We start from the raw sequence: 16,417 nt of genomic DNA on the forward strand, positions 1-16,417 counted from the left end.
CTCACCCGTCGGCGGCTCCGGCGGCGAGCGCCACGGCGTGGGATCGGCTGCGCGCGCCGAGCTTGGACAACACGTTGGACACGTGCGTCTTGACCGTCGCCAGCGAGATCCCGAGCTCGTCAGCGATCTGCGAGTTCGAGCGGCCGGCCCGCATCGCCTCGAGCACCTCGCACTCCCGGGCGGTGAGCATGCTCAGCCGATCGCCGCCCGGGGCCGGAACGTCGTCGCCTCGCGGGATCAGGGCCAGCGCCCGTCGCGTGACCCGGGGATCGAGCACCCCCTCCCCCGCCGCGACGCGTCGCACCGCGTCGATGAGGGTCACCGCATCCGCCGTCTTCAGCAGGAAACCGGCGGCGCCGGCGCGGAGGGCTCCGGCCACGAGCTCGTCCTCGTCGAAGCTCGTGAGCACGAGCACGTGCGCCCATCCCGCGTCCACGATCTCCCGCGTCGCCGACACGCCGTCCGTCCCCGGCATCCGCAGGTCCATGAGGACGACATCCGGCCGCAGGGCGGCGGCGTTGCGGACGGCGACCGCGCCGTCGGCGGCCTCGCCGACGACGGCGACTCCGTGGGCTTCCAGCATGATCCGCAAAGCCTCGCGGATGGCGCCGTGATCGTCTGCGAGGAGGACGCGGGGCTGGGTGCCGGTCATGCCGGCACCTGGGCCGGCAGCGTGGCCCGCACCGACCATCCGTCGCCGTCGGGTCCCGCCTCCAGCCGGCCGCCCAGCGCCCGCGCCCGCTCGCGCAGCAGATCCAGCCCCCATCCGTTTCCCTGAATGGGCGGGGTGGTCACGGCAGCGCCGCCTCGCGAGTCCACTCGCACGTGCACATCCCCCTCGCTCCCCGCGCTCAGCACGACATCGACGTCCGCACCGGCGGCATGACGCGCACAGTTCGCCAGCGACTCCTGGACGATGCGCGTCACGGCGTGATCGACCGGTGAGGGGATCCCCTGCGGCAGCGAGTCGTCGACGGTGACCCTCAGTCCGCGCCGACGGGCCTCCGCCACGAGGCCGGGCAGGGCGTCCCGGCCCCGAGCTGCGACGTCACCGTCGCCGTTGCGCAGGACGGCGATCATCGATCGCAGCGCCTCGTGCGCCTGAAGGCTGGAGTCGCGCACAGCGCGCAGGGCCGCACGATCGGACTCGGGTGGGCCGTCGACCGAGAGCGCCGCCTCGGCGCGGATCGCGATCGCCGACACGTCTCCGGCCACCACATCGTGCAGCTCGCGCGCCATCTGCTCGCGCTCCCGGCGCACCACCTCGCCGCGTTCACGCACGGCCTGCCTGGCAGCTTCCTCGGCGCGTTCACGATGCAGCGCGACGAGCTCGTGAGCCTGTGCGACCGACGTCGCGTACCAGTAGTCCATGCCGGCGAGCGCACCGAGCTGCAGTCCGATCAGGATGCCGACGCGGAAGTCGTCGACGCGGGTCAGCGCCGCCGCCGTCATCCCTGCCACCGCGACGGCGATGCCCACCAGGATGCCGCGCCGGCGAGACGGCGATGCCGCCACCGTGGCCGCGTAGAGGAGATCGAGTACGACGATGAGGGTCACCACGCCACCGACCGTCAGCAGATCGATCAAAAACAGCGCGAGTGCGACGCCGAGAAGCGCCAGCGGTGCCCGCGAGCGGAACACCACCAGCGTGCAGGCGGGAAGCCCCGTGAGCAGCGACCACCACGGCGAGACGGGTTCGGGAAGCACCGAGAACAGGCTCCACAGCCCGACGAATCCGAGCGCAGCCGCGACGATTGTGAACGCGGCGTATCCCAGCGCTTCCGCCGCGCCGCGGCGCATCCGTACCCATGCGGTCACGGATGCCCGGACGACGGCTGGGCTCTCGCTCACCCTCTCATGCAACCACGTCGGCCCTGCGCGGCGATATCCGTCGAAAGGACGACCCGACGTGGCCACTGCTTCCCCCTTCCGCCCGATCCGCTCCCCCGCCGGGCGGGCCAGCGTGGGGACATGGACATCGTCTCGGACGCCCCCCTGCCGATCACGCTCACCGTGCTCGCCCTCGTGGACGGGCTCAGCATCGGAACGCTCCTCATCCCCGTGTTCCTTCTGCTCGCTCCCGGCCGCGTGCGAGGAGAACGCGTTCTTCTCTACCTCGTCACGATCGCGGGCTTCTACCTGGCCGTGGGCGTCCTCTTCACGCTCGGCCTGGTGAACCTCGTCGATGTCGCGCAAGACGTCCTGTCCTCCACCCCGGGTCAGGTGCTCCAGCTCGTCGTGGGCGGAGGGCTCCTGGTGACCGCGATCGTCATGGGCGCCGGAGGGTCGAAGAAGGCCGAGACCCGGGCGGAGGGGACCGGGCGATCCGGTGAGCTGTCGTCCGCATCGGCCGGCGGCACCGCGACGGCACCGGTGCGGAGCGCCCGGCTCGCGCGCTGGCGGGATCGGCTGCTCTCCCGCGACGCATCGCCCGGCGCCGTGATGGCGGTGGCCGTCGGCGCCGGGGTCATCGAGGTCGCCACGATGCTGCCCTACCTCGTGGCGATGGGGATGCTGGCCGAGGCGCCACTGGGCATGCCCGTGCGGTTCGCCGCTCTGGCGGCCTACTGCGCGGTGATGGTGCTGCCCGCCCTCGTGCTGCTGGCCCTGCGGATCGTCGCTGCGCCGCTGGTCGCGCGTCCGCTGGCACGCCTGGCCGCATGGATGGAGCGCACCGGCCGCGAGAACACGGCCTGGATCATCGGCATCGTCGGATTCTTCATCGCCCGTGCCGCGGCGAACGAGCTGGGCCTGTTCGACGGGCTGGCACAGCTGGGCTGACGCGCACCGGGAGTGGCGGTCATCCCGTCACCGTTCCGGCAACGCACCGGCGCAGGGCTTCCCGGTGCGGCTCCACTCCGCCGCGTCGCCCCGAGCTGATCCTCGACGCGGGCGCGGACGAGATCGCGAGTCGCGAGCCGGTACCGTCTACGGTGTGCCGCCGCGCCCTGCCGCGGCCACTTCCCCTGAAAGGCACACCGCCGAGCCGTGTACTCGCTCCTCCTCGCGATCATCTACGTCGCCTTCGTCAGCCTCGGCCTTCCCGATTCGCTCATCGGCGCCGGCTGGCCCGTGATGCACCGGGATCTCGACGTTCCCGTGGCCTTCGCGGGCATCGTGACGATGATCATCGCCGGCGGCACGATCCTCTCGAGCCTCGCGTCGGAGCGGGTGACACGCCGATTCGGAGCCGGTCTCGTCACCGCGGTCAGTGTGGGGCTCACCGCCGCAGCCCTCGTGGGATTCTCCGTCTCCGATTCGTTCTGGATGCTGTGCCTGTGGGCCATTCCTTTCGGGCTCGGGGCCGGTGCCGTGGATGCCGCCCTGAACAACTACGTGGCCCTGCATTACGCCGCACGGCACATGAACTGGCTGCACAGCTTCTGGGGCCTGGGCGCGTCGATCAGCCCGTTCATCATGAGCTACGTGCTGACGGCCGAGCTGGGATGGTCCAGCGCCTACCTGATCGTCGGCGTCATCCAGGCCGCCCTGACGTTCGTGCTGCTGGTCAGCCTCCCGCTGTGGGGGAAGGTCAACCCACGCATCCCCGACGACCACGCGGCCGAAGCCGAGCCGTCGGGCAAGGGCGGTCTGCACGTGCCGCTGGCAGGGGCGCTGCGGATCCCGGGGGTCGTGTCGATCCTGATCGCGTTCTTCGCCTACTGCGCGCTGGAGACCACCGTGATCCTGTGGGCATCGACCTGGCTGGTCACCGACCGGGGGGTCACCCCCGCGACGGCGGCCGCGTTCGCCTCGCTGTTCCTCCTGGGGATCACCGCCGGGCGGTTCCTGGCCGGTTTCCTCGCGGATCGGTTGGGTGATCGTCGGCTGATCCGCGGCGGCTTCGCGACGGTGGGGCTCGGTGTCGTGATGCTGGCGCTCCCGGTGCAGACCGACGCGCTCGCCCTCGCCGGCCTCGTGCTCGCGGGGCTCGGCTGCGCCCCGATCTACCCCGCGATCATCCACTCCACCCCGGTCAACTTCGGCCGGCGCAACTCGCAGGCCATCATCGGCATCCAGATGGCCGCGGCGTACACCGGCTCCACCTTCGCTCCGCCCCTCTTCGGCGCGCTCTCGGCGTGGGCGGGCATGTGGGTCTTCCCGCTCTTCCTCGGCGTGCTCGTGGTGCTGGGTCTGCTCATGTCGGAGCGACTCAACCGGCTCGTCGCGCGGCGCGGGCGAGTCGGCCAGCCTGCCCCCTGACGCCCCGCAGCCTGGTGAGGTGCACGTGATCGGCCGAGTGCGCCGCGTCCGGGAGCGACCTGCTGCGCGCGCAGCGGCTCTCATCGCGCATGCCTGTCGCGCTACGCGCGGCGGCCTCAGCGGCCGCCGCGCGCAGGGCTCAGTCGGCCACGGATCGGATGATCTCCGCGATGCGCTTCTCGGTGACCGCGTCCACGGTCTCGAAGTACCACGCGGCCGGCATGAGGTTCCCGTCGACGCCACCCGCAGCCCGGAAGTCCGCTTTCTCGGTGATCGCGAGATTGAGTCGTTCGTCGTTGCGCAAGGTCACGAGCGCGGGTGTGCTCGCCGACCTCGCGTAGGCGGGCATCCCGTACCAGATCCGCGGCTTCAGGTTTGGGCCGGCAGCCATGACGATGTCATGCACCTGCTGCATGACCGAACGTCTCGGCTCGTCCATGTGGGCGATCTTCTCGATCACCTGTGCGAGATTCTTCTCGTCCTTCGACGACATGCCATGTCCTTTCGTCAGCCGATGTCACGCATCGGCGAATGAAGTCGGCGCACTCGTGCGCCGCACCCCATCCGGACATGTCCTGAGCGACTCAGGCCTCTCCGCGATGATTCACGTGGTCGTCACGTGGAAGCGTGTCGGTGGCCGTGCCACCGCAGTCAGATTAGCGGATCATCCGCGGGCTCCGGGAGACGCGATCTCCGCAGCGAGAAGCTCGGACCGCAGGACGCGTCGTTCAGCCCACGACCGCGTCCCACATGACGACGATGGCGATGACGAGAGGGAGGAGCACCAGCGCCCACAGGGCGGGAACCGCGCCGCGCTCGGCGAGGCTGACCGATCCGGGATAACGGCGATGAGCTTGGAGCGGAGTGAGAGGGGTCGCGACGACCTGCGGCGAGAGACCCCCGGCCGCAAGCTCCCGGACGAGCTCGGCATCGCGCGGCGTGAACCCGGCGACCGTGCGCCCCTGCGAGCGGAGCACCACCCGCTGCGGCGGCGTGGCTGCGACGCGGGTCGGCAGGAGCAGGGAGCGCAGCACCACGACCTCATCGATGCCCGTCATCGGCACCGTCCGGCTCCTCCCCACCGCCGGGCGGATCGAGAGCCCTTCGCTCGTGACGGCGGCGTCTGCGAACCGCGAGGAGAGCGCCGAGCCCGCTCCCAGAGCGACCAGAGCGACGGCGCCGATCACCCCGGGCAGGATGGTCTGGGGCGCCCAGGGCCCGGAAACCTCCCACGCGACGAGCAGCCACACGAGACAGGCCGCGGCCACAGCCAGTGCGACGCCAAGGAACACTCGTACGCCTGTCACGGCGCGAGGCCGTCCGATGGTCATCACAGGAACATCGTGCCGCATGCCACGGGTGTCGTCCGTCAACCGGCGGCAGCTCGCCACCATTCGACCAGTGTCCGCGCGAACTCGACCTCAGCCTTCTCGTCGCTCACCGTGAGGCCATAGTCGGCGCGGAGGAATCGAACGAGCCGCGCGCTCACCTCGTCGGCGTCCGCGCCCTCTCCCAACCAGGTCATGATCGGCCGGATCAGGTCGTCGTACTCCGCATCATCTGCGGGCCTGTCGGCATCCGCGTACACGCCGAGGATGTCCCATGCGAGGAGCCGCGCGCGCAGCTCCGTGTCCCTGCCGCCAGGCGTGATGATCATTCGCTCATGAGTCACGGTCGCTCCCAGCAGCGGTATTCGGTCGTGAGGCCTGCATCCACGCCGACTGTGCGTCGCGCGAAATCGACTCACCGAATCCAGAGGTCACGGTCTTCTTCATGATGTCCATCCCTGCTGGTGCAGTCTCGTGAATCCGTCGATCAGGATGTCCAGCGCGAAGGCGAACTCGGCGTCGTCGTCGCACGCCGCAGCCGCATGCGGGGCGGTCGTCGCCATCCGCACGATCGCCGGGTACGCAGCGGCGAACTCCGACATGGCCCGCGCCCGCTCGCCGGGATCGTCGGGAACCGCAGGCGTGGGCAGCACGTCGCGCGTGATCCCCCACATCCGTGTGCTGAGCGCGTGCATGGCGTGATGCACGAGGTCTGCCGACAGGCCCCCGTCGAACATGATCGCCATGAGCGAGTCCATGTAGGCCAGCACCGTGGGGCTCGCCGTCGCCCGCGTCTCGATCGCGGCCTGCGCCCACGGGTGCGCACCCATGACCGCCCGGGCCGAGCGGATGCGGGCGCGCAGCGCCTGCTGCCAGGGAAGGCCGTCCGCCGGGACCTCGATGCTCGCCACGAGCCGATCGAGCATGCCGTCGATCAGTTGTTCCCGATTGGCGACGTGCTTGTACAGGGCCATGGCGGTGACCCCGAGCGCGTCGGCCAGCCGGCGCATGCTCGTGCCCTCGAGGCCGACCTCGTCCGCCAGCGCGCTCGCAGCCTCGAGCACCCGCTCACGATCGAGCGGTCGGCGGGGCGCGGAACTTGACACGTGTACAGCGTATACCTATGGTGTGAGTGCGTCGGTGTACGGCGTATACCTTCGAAGATCGGCAGACCATGACCACACGCCCGCGCACCTACGCCCGCACCGCCGGCATCCTGTATCTGGTCACGCACATCACATCGATCACCGCGGTCGCGGCGTACGCGGCGGATGGCTTCCCACTGGGGGTGGCCTTGGAACTGGTGCTCGCCGCGGGGTGCCTGGCCACCGGCATCCTGCTGTGGGTGTTGCTGCGCGACGTCGGCCAGGTTCGCGCTGCCACCTTCGCCGGGCTGCGCGCCCTGGAAGCCTCCGTCATCGCCGCCGGCACGCTGCCGATGCTCGTGCTGCTGTGGACGGCGCCGCGCGCGCCGCTGGACGAGACTCTCGTCGCATTGCACACCGCCGCATTCCTTGTCGGTCAGGGCCTGGTGATCAGCGTGAACACGATCATCCTGGGCTGGCTGCTCCTCGACGCACATGTCGTCCCCCGCGCACTCGCCGTGCTCGGCATCGTCGGCGGCACGCTGGTGCTGGTGAGCAACTCGGCGCAGCTGTTCGGGGCGATTCCGCAGGGCGGAACGATCGCGGGCCTCTGTGCCGCACCCGTCTTCGCCTTCGAGATCTGGTTCGCGGTACACCTCATCGCCGTGGGTCTGCGCCCCCGGGTCGTGTCCCCTGCTGCGCCCCTCGGGACGGCATCGCAGGCGTGAGAACCAGCGACCCGCTCGCCGGCCCGAGGACCCACGACCGGCGCGTCGGCCCTCGGGTCCTAGCGCGTTCCTAGGCTGGAGACGTGATCGATACGCCGCCCGATCCCCGTACCTGCCCCACGTGCGGCGATCCGCTGCGTTTCGAAATCCTGGACGAGGAGCGGTTCCTCGTGGCGTGGTCGTGCCTCACCTGCGGTCTCGTGCACGCGACCGAGCCATCGTGATGGTCAAGCGACACGAGGTCCTCCTCGAGCCCCGGGTAGGTCCCGTTACGGCACAGAACAACCTGTGCACCGACGAGTTCGCTATGCGAGCGCCTCGATCGCGTCAGCCAGCTCTTCGATGCCGCGGCGTCCGTCGAGCTCGATGCTCGCTCCACGACGGAGCAATGGTTCGACCTCCGTCACGTATCGGCGGATCTCCGTCTGCTGCTCGGCTGTACACCCATAGGGATTGTTCGTCCGCGTCGCGACGCGCTCGATCAGCACATTCACCGGCGCGCTGAGCAGCACCACGTGATCGAACCGGTCGTAGAACCGCCCCTGGTTCTCGACCGTCCCCGCTACCACAACGTCGTCGTGTCGCTCCAGGAGCTCGCTCATACGGTGCTCGTCCCACAGTCCGCTCGGCAATTCCCAGCCGTCGTAGTCGGTGTCCACCGTGAGTCGTCCTCGCCGCGCCAACTCGGCGAGCAACGTCGACTTGCCGGCGCCCGACATTCCCGTGACCAGGATGCGTGTCATGCGCGCCAGCATAGGGATCGCTGCCGGCGGAGGAACCAAGCCGCTCAGTTGTTGAAGCGGACCTTTGATGATGGATGCGTCGAGTTTCACATCCCTGCAGAACCCTTGATTTTCCGCGGGTTTCGCCGCATTCTCGTCCGTTTGAACTCGTACGGATTCATACGTCTTGCGGACTTTCTGCGGACTACGAGGCTATCGAACGTGGAACGGTGAGGTGCGCCGGTCACACCTGCAGCGAGGGTGTCCAATGCCTCATCCGAGTCCGGGAAGATCAGAACCGCATGCAGCAGACCGCTCGCGCCAGCGACTTATCAATCGGTCGAGGAGGTTCGCTTGCTGAGCGCCTGACGGCTCAGGCCCGTCCGCGACGAGAGGGATGCCCATGACTCTCCCTCACTCCTGAGCCTCTGGACCAGCACATCGCGTTCGGCGAGCAGCGCCCGTTCGTGTCTGTGCAGCTTGCTGAGCTCCTTCGACAGATCGGCGATGCGTCTGAGGTCGACGGAGCGAGATGCTCCGCCCTGATCGATCCGTGTCGCCACGCCGCTTCCGATTCGCGAAGGCGATCGTCCCGTCTGTCCGGTGGCCACCGGACCCCGCGCCGCCTGCTCGACCCGTGGAGCATCGAGCGGGCGCCCGAACGCGTCGAAGCGCTGCTGATTGACTCCAAGAACCTCGTCTCCATTCGACTGACGCTCGTCATCCGAGCTGGAGGTCGAGGAGCGCTCAGCACCGACAATCGGCTTCTTTTGTCTCCTTTTCGTCATGCAACCAGGTTGACGTGCGATGCCAGTGAATTCAAGCCCTCGAGAGCCATCCCCCACTTGGTGCCTGCGTGCATCGCTATCGCTTTCGACTCCTACTCATCCTTCAGGCATCGGCATGTCGTCCGCGGGCTCGTCGCAGTGAAATGAGTATCTGGAGTTCCGGACACTGGTCGGTAACTCTGTATAGTTCGAGCAGCTCATCGGGGGATACATGGAGCAAGAGTTCGCGGAGGCAACGGCGGCGACTGCATCAGCACCGCTGAGACAGGGAGACGTGCTGGAGCATCTCGACCCGACCACGTCCATGTGGAAGCGCCATCTTCTGGTCATCACTGCTGACTGCGACTTTGCGAACAACAAGCATCGAGGCCGGATCACGTGCGTGCCACTCATCACAGCCGAGGAATACCTCCTGGCCATGCATCTTCCTAAGCAGCAAGCCCTATCTAGCGAACGGTTCGTACGAGAACTGCAAGAGGAGGTCGCGAAGATTGGCTCCTGGCGAATCACTGACGAGCGCCTCATGGAATGGGTACTCGAGGTCGAGTCCCCAACGGACATACCGGCTGCGCTCGGAGCAGACCCGACCCAAAGCGCAACGGTCGAACGGCTCGCGCGGGGCTTGAGAGCGGTAAATGAGGTCCACCACACGTTCGAGTTGGCCAGTGCAGCTCTGCTGGAAGCTCAGCTACTTCACAACCACCCGCAGTCGCGCGCGAACGCTGCCTCGCGGTTGCGCTCGACGGTCACGAATCTTTTCAAGCAGCAGCCGGGCGACGCCCTGTTCCTGAGCTCTATCGCCCCAGGGCATTCGCAAGGATACTTCGCGTACCTTCGGCAGATCGAGCAAGTCTGGGAACAAGATGTAGCCCTCTCCACGGACAGAACCTCGCACGAGTATCACCGCATTTCTCGCTTCCCCGATCGGTACTCTCACGCGCTAGTGCAGCAGTTCGCCATGGTCTTCATGCCCATCGGGCTGCCTACAGAGTACGAATTGTCCCGGGGACGCTATGCAAGCGCTTTCGAAGGAGTCGTCGCATGAAGTATCTCGTCGCGTCTACCGCGGCCCTCCGAGAATTAGCGTCCGGCATCGCACTAGAGGCCGTCGGCGACTCAGCGACGCTACATCTCATCGAGCGAGAGGACGCGCTTTATGTCGTGGCGGCCGGCGACCGGGAGGATAGCCAGCGAGTCGTGATCTGTCGGCAAGACTTCCGCGGAGAGTCCTTGGTCCCATCGCACTTGAAGGGGCGCCGTGGGGAAGTTCTTGGACGCATCGCCTCGTTCGCCGAGAGGGCGAGGACGCTTCCTCTAGCCCTCCCCCGTGGTTGGCATCCGTTCAAACTGAACAACCTTGCTTCGTTCTTCGCCTCTGGTAACCCCGACGAGGGGTCTACCCGTTGGATCGCGGAGGTGACTCAATCAGCGAACAATGCCGTGATCTTCTGGCGAGCTACGACAGCGGCCAATAAGACGGAGCTGGAAGAGTTCGCCGCCGAGGCGCAGGTGCTCCCTTCAACCGTCCTCGCCGGCTGGGGGACTGCGTTTACCGAGGCGATGACCTACTTCGACCACCTTGCCCGGGACAGCTCGGGGCAGGTCGACATGTTTCTCCCCGCGATCGAAACGAGCGGGCCCCAGGACCAAACCCTTGACGGGTGGCTGGGGGCTGCCACCACAGAGCAGCGGGCGTTCATCGAAGCGTCAACCGAGCAAGCGATCCGCCTACGAGGCCCTGCTGGATCAGGGAAAACGCTAGCAATCACGCTAAAAGCGGTCCGCGAGGCGGTCTTGGGTCGCGAGAAAGGCGACGAACCACGGATCCTGATCGTGACACATAGCTGGGCACTTGCCACTCAAATCGCGAATAACATCGACAAGCTCGGACTCGGCACCCTTCCGGAGATCGACGTGTTCCCTCTCCTTGCCCTCGCGCAAAGTCTCGCACCGCAGACTACTCACGCCGGCAGCGACTTGGTTGTAATCGGCGATGACAGTTTCAGCGGAAAGCGAGCACAACTTGACCAGGTGATTGAGGTTGTGCGCGAATTCGTCGCGTCCGACTGGATCACCTATCGATCTACTACCAGCGAAGGCCTCCGGGCACGACTGGATACCAATGATCCCTCCGCGCAATTAGCGCTTTGTTGGGACTTGCTCGTGGAGTTCGGCTCGGTCATTGGAGCGGCGGGGATCTTCCCTGGCGCCGGTTCTGAGGCTCGCTACATGCACACCGCAAGGTCCTCGTGGATGATGCCTGTTTCAGAGCCTGGCGACCTGCGCGTCATCTTCAAGTTGTACGAGCGGTACATGGAGAACCTGGACCAGCGGTCTCTCGTCACCTCTGATCAAGTGCTCGCGGACTTCCTGGGCTACCTCACAGGGCATGCGTGGAATCGCGGGCGCCGGTCGGTGGGCTACGACTTGGTCTTTGTGGATGAGTTCCACTTGTTCAGTCCGCTTGAACGGCAAGTCCTCCATTTCCTCACGAGAGACGTCGAGCGATACCCCCGAATCTTCATGGCCCTCGATCCTCGCCAGTCGCCCTCAGAGGCGTTCATCGGCGGCGCAGCAGACGAGACGCAATCCCAAGCGACAAGCAACGCGATGGATGATGGGTTTGGGGACGTTACTAACCTGGAGCTCACCTCAGTCCACCGCTTCACTCCCCAAATTCTCGATCTAATTAAGCACGTGCACCTTGAGTTTCCGACTCTCGAACTCGGAGAGGACTGGGATATTGACTTCTCACGTGTGGAATCCGTTAAGAGCAGCGGGTCAATCCCGAAGCTTGTCGTATCTGGGACGCGAGACTCGGAAACCAATGACCTTGTCAACGCGGTACACGACTTGTACCCGCGCGGCCGCGTAGCGATCGCAGTAGTCGATACGCGCCACTGGCCCCGCTACAGCGACCTCGCGGCGACTATGGGCCGTTCCGGCAAGTTCCACGTCAGCGGCATCACAAGTCGCAGTGAAATTGAGGGCGTCGGATATCGCAAGAAGGGGCTGGTAGTCGGGAGCGCTGAGTACCTGGCTGGGCTGCAGTTCGACTCCGTCCTAGTCGCGGGGCTCTCAGACATGGCGACAAACTCAATGCCGGCTCACGAGAAGCGAAGGTTGCTCTCCCTGCTGTATCTCGCGATCAGCCGGGCGGAATCCGAGGTTCGTATCTTCACCAATGAAGACGATGGCGGAGTCGCCGATGTGCTGGCGCGGGCCGTCTCGGTTGGCGTTGTTGAGCGGGTTCAAGGAACACTCCTGTGACTTGCATCTAGGAGGCTGAGCGGCACTCGCCCTGCATCCCACCAGACCCAGAACGAGTTCCGAACCAGACGCTGCAGCGTTGCATTTTGGAGGCGCAACGTTGCAGACAGCACCTATGGCCCTTCGGCATGTCGACGACGATAATGACGGTCGGAACGAGGTAGCCGATGGCCAGCATCAAGCAACGCCCCGACGGCACGTGGCGCGCTCGCTACCGTGACGAACTCCGCAAGGAACACTCGCGTCATTTCCGCACGAAGCGCGACGCGCAACGGTGGCTAGACGAGGTCACGTCGCAGGTTGTGACCGGTACCTACGTCGACCCGAAGGCTGGCGCCATTTCCCTCGGCGCGTACTTCGCCGATTGGTCGCAGCGCCAGGTGTGGGCGCCGACGACCGTCGTCGCCATGAAGCTCACGATCGCCAAATGCGCGTTCCGCGACGTGGAGCTCCGCAGCATCCGCCGCTCCCACGTCGAGGCGTGGGTGAAGAAGATGCACGCCGGCGGCTACGCGTCCGGGACGATCAAGACGCGCGTCAACAACGTGCGCTCCGTGCTGCGCGCGGCCGTGCGGGACCGGCTCATCGCCAGCGATCCCTCGCTCGGGGTGACCCTCCCCCGCATGCGCAAGGCCGACATGGCGATGCGCATCCCCACACCCGAAGATGTCGCGGCGATCATGACCGCGGCCGACGAGTGGTTCCGACCCTTCATCGCCTTCTGCGCGTTCGCCGGCCTCCGTCTCGGAGAGGCCGCGGCGATGCAGCTGCCCGATGTCGACTTCCTCCACCGGCAGATCCGTGTGCGACGACAAGTGCAGCGCAAGCCCGGCGGCCTGGTCGACCTGCGTCCGCCGAAGTACGGCTCCGAGCGCAACATCCCCGCTCCCGAGGAGTTACTGAACCTGCTCAGCGAGCATCTCGCGAAGTGGAAGACGTTCGGCGCCGACAAGTGGCTTTTCTATGGCAAGAACAACGAGCCACCGCATCAGAACACCGTTCATTACTGGTGGAAGACGACGCTCCAGCGGGCCGGCGTCGAGGGGGTCAGGTTGCACGACCTGCGGCACTTCTACGCCTCGGGTCTGATTGCTGCGGGGTGCGATGTGGTGACGGTTCAACGCGCTCTCGGACACGCGAAAGCGACCACAACGCTCAACACGTACAGCCATCTTTGGCCCACCGCCGACGACCGCACGAGGGCCGCTGCGGGTGCTCTCGTTGAAACCGTGCTGCGGACTTTTGCGGACTCTGTGCGGACTGAATCGCCACATTCCGCGTAATTCCGTGGCCAAACGGGCCATTCAGTTGTTGAAGCGGAACTCCACGACGTCGCCGTCCTGCATCACGTAGTCCTTGCCCTCCAGGCGCGCCTTGCCCTTCGCGCGCGCTTCGAGCACCGAGCCGGCGGCGATGAGGTCGTCGAACGAGATGACCTCGGCCTTGATGAAGCCCTTCTCGAAGTCGGTGTGGATGACACCGGCCGCCTGCGGAGCCTTCCAGCCCTTGCCGATCGTCCAGGCGCGCGCTTCCTTGGGACCTGCAGTGAGGTACGTCTGCAGGCCGAGGGTGTCGAACCCGATGCGCGCGAGCTGGCTGAGTCCCGACTCCTCCTGGCCGGTTGAAGCGAGCAGCTCCGCGGCATCCTCGGGGTCGAGGTCGATGAGCTCCGACTCGATCTTGGCGTCGAGGAACACCGCCTGCGCGGGAGCGACCAGGGCGGCGAGCTCGGCCTTGCGCGCCTCATCCGTCAAGACCGCCTCATCCACGTTGAAGACGAAGATGAACGGCTTGGCCGTCAGCAGTCCGAGTTCCTTGATCGGCGCGATGTCGATGCCCGACGCCGACAGGAGCTGGCCCTTCTGCAGGGCTTCCTCGGCGGCACGCGCGGTCTCGAGCACCGAGGGGTCGAGCTTGCGGCCCTTGACCTCCTTCTCGTACCGGGTGATCGCCTTCTCCAGCGTCTGGAGGTCGGCCAGCTGCAGCTCGGCGTTGATCGTCTCCATGTCACTCGCCGGGTTGACGGCACCCTCGACGTGCACGACGTCGTCGTCGGCGAATCCGCGCACCACCTGCGCGATGGCATCCGCCTCCCGGATGTTCGCGAGGAACTGGTTGCCCAGCCCCTCCCCCTCGCTCGCGCCGCGGACGATGCCGGCGATGTCGACGAACGACACCACGGCGGGCACGACCCGCTCCGATCCGAAGACCTCGGCGAGCTTCTCGAGCCGCCGGTCGGGGAGGTTCACCACGCCGATGTTCGGCTCGATGGTCGCGAACGGGTAGTTCGCCGCGAGCACCTGATTCTTGGTCAGGGCATTGAACAGGGTCGACTTGCCGACGTTGGGGAGACCGACGATTGCGATGGTGAGAGCCACGGGAGTCCAGTCTACGTGGGCGGATGCTGCGACCCCGCGCCGCCCGGCTCCTCGCCCCTCAGCGCTGAGACACCACAATTCGTCCGAGACACCCGGCGACGCGGGGTGTTTCGGACGGGATGTGGTGCCTCGACGGCGAGGAGGCGCGAGAGGCGGGGGCGCGAGAGGGCGGGGCCGGTCAGGGGCGGATGCTGCGGAAGGCGCGCGTGACGTAGGGAAGGTCGACCACCGCGTCGCCGACGGCGCCGATCTCGTCACAGACCGCCGCCAGCGCCTGCTCGATCCGGGCGCGCTCGGCCGGTTCGGCGGTGAGGACGTAGCTGCGGGATCGGGCCATGGCGAACAGGTCGTCGCGGGTCATCGGGCGGCTCCACCGCCACGTGCGGTCTTCGAGCCCGTCGAACGGCGCGGCAACACTCGGGCCGCCGCCGGCCATCATCTCCTCCGCATGGCTGCCGTGCATGGCGGCGGTCATCCGCCGCACCCACGGCGTGCGCTCGTCCCGCACGTTCCACACGAGGCCCAGCACTCCCCCCGCGCGCAGCACGCGGGCCGCCTCCGCCGAGGCAGCAGGCACGTCGACCCAGTGCCACGCCTGACCCAGGAGCACCGCATCCACCGCCGCATCCGGCAGCGGCAGGGACTCGGCCCGTCCGACGAACGTGGGGACGCCGGCGACGTTGGCACGAAGATTCTCGAGCATGCCGGCGTCTGGATCGATCGCCACGACCTCCGCGCCGTGCTCCACGATCGCCCGGGTGAGCTTGCCCGTGCCGGCTCCGACATCAGCCACGCGCAGGGAGCGTCCCGCGCCGCGCACGGGCTGCAGCATCCACTCCACCGCCTCCGCGGGGTAGGACGGGCGCCCGGCCTCGTAGGTGTCGGCTGCGGCTCCGAACGACGTGGACATCTCTTCGCGGCTGGCCATTCCCCGACCCTACGCCGCGCATAACTCAGGACGAACCCGGTTGCGGGACGGACACCGGGACCCCCGACGCCGGATCCTCCTGAGTTCTGCGCGGCGCCCGGCCCGACCCCTCACTGCCGCCGCCCGGACTCACGTCCCCGCCACACGCCCGGCGCGCCTCTGCGCTGACCCCGCCCCGCACGCGTGTCGTGCAGAACTCAGGAGATCCGGGGCCGAGGCGGATGCGCGGGACCCCCTAACGCCGGAATCTCCTGAGTTCTGCACGCCCACCCCCGCGCCGTGGCAGCTCGACACGCCCGAGGATGCGGCCGGCCACGGCGCGCCTGACGGGCGCGGACGGCGGCCACCGGGAACCTGGGAGCGTGGCACTGGATTTCACCGCGATCGACTTCGAGACGGCGAATTCCAGCAATGCGTCGGCGTGCGCCGTGGGCATGGCCCGCGTGCGCGACGGACGCGTCGTGGCGACGGCGGGATGGCTCATCCGCCCGCCCGCCGGACACGACGTGTTCTACGACTTCAACATCGGCATCCACGGCATCCGCCCCGAAGACGTCGCGACGGCCCCTGGGTGGAGCGCGCAGCTGGACCGCCTGACGGCGTTCGCCGGCTCCGACGTGCTCGTCGCGCACAACGCCGGCTTCGACATGGCCGTGCTCCGCCGCGCCTGCGAAGCCACCGGCGACGTGTGCCCTCCCTACCGTTACCTGTGCAGCCTCCAGGTCGCCCGGCGCACGTACGAGCTCCCCTCCTACCAACTGCCGCTCGTGGCCACCGCGGCGGGGTTCGGCGAGTTCGCCCACCACGACGCCCTCGCGGATGCGCTGGCCTGCGCGCACATCGTCATCGACGCCGCACGCCGCGTCGCCGCCGACGACGTGACCGCGCTCGCCGAGACGACCGGCGTGCGCGTGTCCGCCATCCCTGCCACCGAGGGGATGCTGGCCGTCGCGTGAGGCGATGTCGGCGGCTCCCCGCACAATGAAC

The 16,417-nt window shown here is 67.4% G+C and carries 18 protein-coding genes; 8 read left to right on the top strand and 10 right to left on the bottom strand.

Translation table 11 applies throughout. From position 1 onward, the window contains the following. Position 1: 1 nt before the first annotated feature. Complete coding sequence (locus F6J85_RS11240; RefSeq protein WP_150925057.1) at positions 2-652, bottom strand: response regulator; 651 nt, start codon at positions 650-652, stop codon at positions 2-4. Next, entirely contained in the window at positions 649-1,851 is a 1,203-nt protein-coding gene (locus tag F6J85_RS11245; protein ID WP_238706935.1) for a sensor histidine kinase, read from the bottom strand. The genes F6J85_RS11240 and F6J85_RS11245 overlap by 4 nt, the downstream gene beginning before the upstream one ends. Positions 1,852-1,971: 120 nt before the next feature. Here F6J85_RS11245 and F6J85_RS11250 point away from each other — a divergent pair, with 120 nt between their 5' ends. Next, the gene (locus F6J85_RS11250; protein ID WP_150925059.1) at positions 1,972-2,781 is read left to right on the top strand and encodes a GAP family protein; all 810 of its coding nucleotides are present in this window, start codon (positions 1,972-1,974) and stop codon (positions 2,779-2,781) included. Positions 2,782-2,988: 207 nt separating this feature from the next. Further along, positions 2,989-4,203 (top strand): MFS transporter, encoded by a 1,215-nt coding sequence (locus F6J85_RS11255; protein ID WP_150925061.1) that lies wholly within the window; start codon positions 2,989-2,991, stop codon positions 4,201-4,203. A 139-nt stretch (positions 4,204-4,342) separates the two neighbouring features. Here the strand turns inward: F6J85_RS11255 and F6J85_RS11260 are convergent, their stop codons facing one another. The 4 genes from F6J85_RS11260 to F6J85_RS11275 all read right to left on the bottom strand — a co-directional run bounded on the left by F6J85_RS11260 (position 4,343) and on the right by F6J85_RS11275 (position 6,637). Further along, entirely contained in the window at positions 4,343-4,696 is a 354-nt protein-coding gene (locus F6J85_RS11260) for a DUF1801 domain-containing protein (protein ID WP_150925063.1), read from the bottom strand. 235 nt (positions 4,697-4,931) lie between these two features. Continuing rightward, positions 4,932-5,534: a hypothetical protein gene (locus F6J85_RS11265; protein ID WP_150925065.1), complete on the bottom strand. Its 603-nt coding sequence runs from the start codon at positions 5,532-5,534 to the stop codon at positions 4,932-4,934. A 38-nt stretch (positions 5,535-5,572) separates the two neighbouring features. Beyond that, positions 5,573-5,860: a hypothetical protein gene (locus F6J85_RS11270; protein WP_150925067.1), complete on the bottom strand. Its 288-nt coding sequence runs from the start codon at positions 5,858-5,860 to the stop codon at positions 5,573-5,575. A gap of 114 nt (positions 5,861-5,974) precedes the next feature. Further along, complete coding sequence (locus tag F6J85_RS11275; RefSeq protein WP_150925069.1) at positions 5,975-6,637, bottom strand: TetR/AcrR family transcriptional regulator; 663 nt, start codon at positions 6,635-6,637, stop codon at positions 5,975-5,977. A 68-nt stretch (positions 6,638-6,705) separates the two neighbouring features. Between F6J85_RS11275 and F6J85_RS11280 the strand changes: the two genes are divergently transcribed. Together F6J85_RS11280 and F6J85_RS17705 are read left to right on the top strand one after the other, a co-directional pair. Next, positions 6,706-7,344 (top strand): DUF4386 domain-containing protein, encoded by a 639-nt coding sequence (locus F6J85_RS11280; RefSeq protein ID WP_150925072.1) that lies wholly within the window; start codon positions 6,706-6,708, stop codon positions 7,342-7,344. Positions 7,345-7,427: 83 nt separating this feature from the next. Next, the gene (locus F6J85_RS17705) at positions 7,428-7,568 is read left to right on the top strand and encodes a hypothetical protein (RefSeq protein ID WP_191639997.1); all 141 of its coding nucleotides are present in this window, start codon (positions 7,428-7,430) and stop codon (positions 7,566-7,568) included. Positions 7,569-7,649: 81 nt separating this feature from the next. On the opposite strand, the gene F6J85_RS11285 is transcribed toward F6J85_RS17705, so the two are convergent. Continuing rightward, positions 7,650-8,087, bottom strand: coding sequence for an AAA family ATPase (locus F6J85_RS11285; RefSeq protein ID WP_150925074.1), 438 nt, complete (start codon positions 8,085-8,087; stop codon positions 7,650-7,652). Positions 8,088-8,398: 311 nt separating this feature from the next. Beyond that, positions 8,399-8,854, bottom strand: coding sequence for a hypothetical protein (locus F6J85_RS11290; protein WP_150925075.1), 456 nt, complete (start codon positions 8,852-8,854; stop codon positions 8,399-8,401). Between the two features lie 274 nt (positions 8,855-9,128). On the opposite strand from F6J85_RS11290, the gene F6J85_RS11295 reads away from it, so the two are divergent. From F6J85_RS11295 to F6J85_RS11305, 3 genes are all read left to right on the top strand, one after another. Then, positions 9,129-9,899 (top strand): hypothetical protein, encoded by a 771-nt coding sequence (locus F6J85_RS11295; protein ID WP_150925078.1) that lies wholly within the window; start codon positions 9,129-9,131, stop codon positions 9,897-9,899. After that, a complete protein-coding gene (locus F6J85_RS11300; RefSeq protein WP_150925080.1) occupies positions 9,896-12,124 on the top strand; it encodes a UvrD-helicase domain-containing protein in 2,229 nt (742 codons plus the stop codon). The genes F6J85_RS11295 and F6J85_RS11300 overlap by 4 nt, the downstream gene beginning before the upstream one ends. A 167-nt stretch (positions 12,125-12,291) precedes the next feature. Continuing rightward, a complete protein-coding gene (locus F6J85_RS11305; protein WP_191906589.1) occupies positions 12,292-13,407 on the top strand; it encodes a tyrosine-type recombinase/integrase in 1,116 nt (371 codons plus the stop codon). A gap of 21 nt (positions 13,408-13,428) precedes the next feature. On the opposite strand, the gene ychF is transcribed toward F6J85_RS11305, so the two are convergent. Both ychF and F6J85_RS11315 read right to left on the bottom strand, forming a co-directional pair. Then, the gene (gene ychF, locus F6J85_RS11310) at positions 13,429-14,502 is read right to left on the bottom strand and encodes a redox-regulated ATPase YchF (protein WP_150925082.1); all 1,074 of its coding nucleotides are present in this window, start codon (positions 14,500-14,502) and stop codon (positions 13,429-13,431) included. A gap of 178 nt (positions 14,503-14,680) precedes the next feature. Continuing rightward, positions 14,681-15,430: a class I SAM-dependent methyltransferase gene (locus tag F6J85_RS11315; RefSeq protein ID WP_150925084.1), complete on the bottom strand. Its 750-nt coding sequence runs from the start codon at positions 15,428-15,430 to the stop codon at positions 14,681-14,683. 362 nt (positions 15,431-15,792) lie between these two features. Between F6J85_RS11315 and F6J85_RS11320 the strand changes: the two genes are divergently transcribed. Further along, complete coding sequence (locus F6J85_RS11320; RefSeq protein WP_150925086.1) at positions 15,793-16,386, top strand: exonuclease domain-containing protein; 594 nt, start codon at positions 15,793-15,795, stop codon at positions 16,384-16,386. The last annotated feature ends 31 nt before the right edge of the window (positions 16,387-16,417 follow it).

The organism is Microbacterium lushaniae, assembly GCF_008727775.1.
GTDB classification, from domain to species: Bacteria; Actinomycetota; Actinomycetes; order Actinomycetales; family Microbacteriaceae; genus Microbacterium; species Microbacterium lushaniae.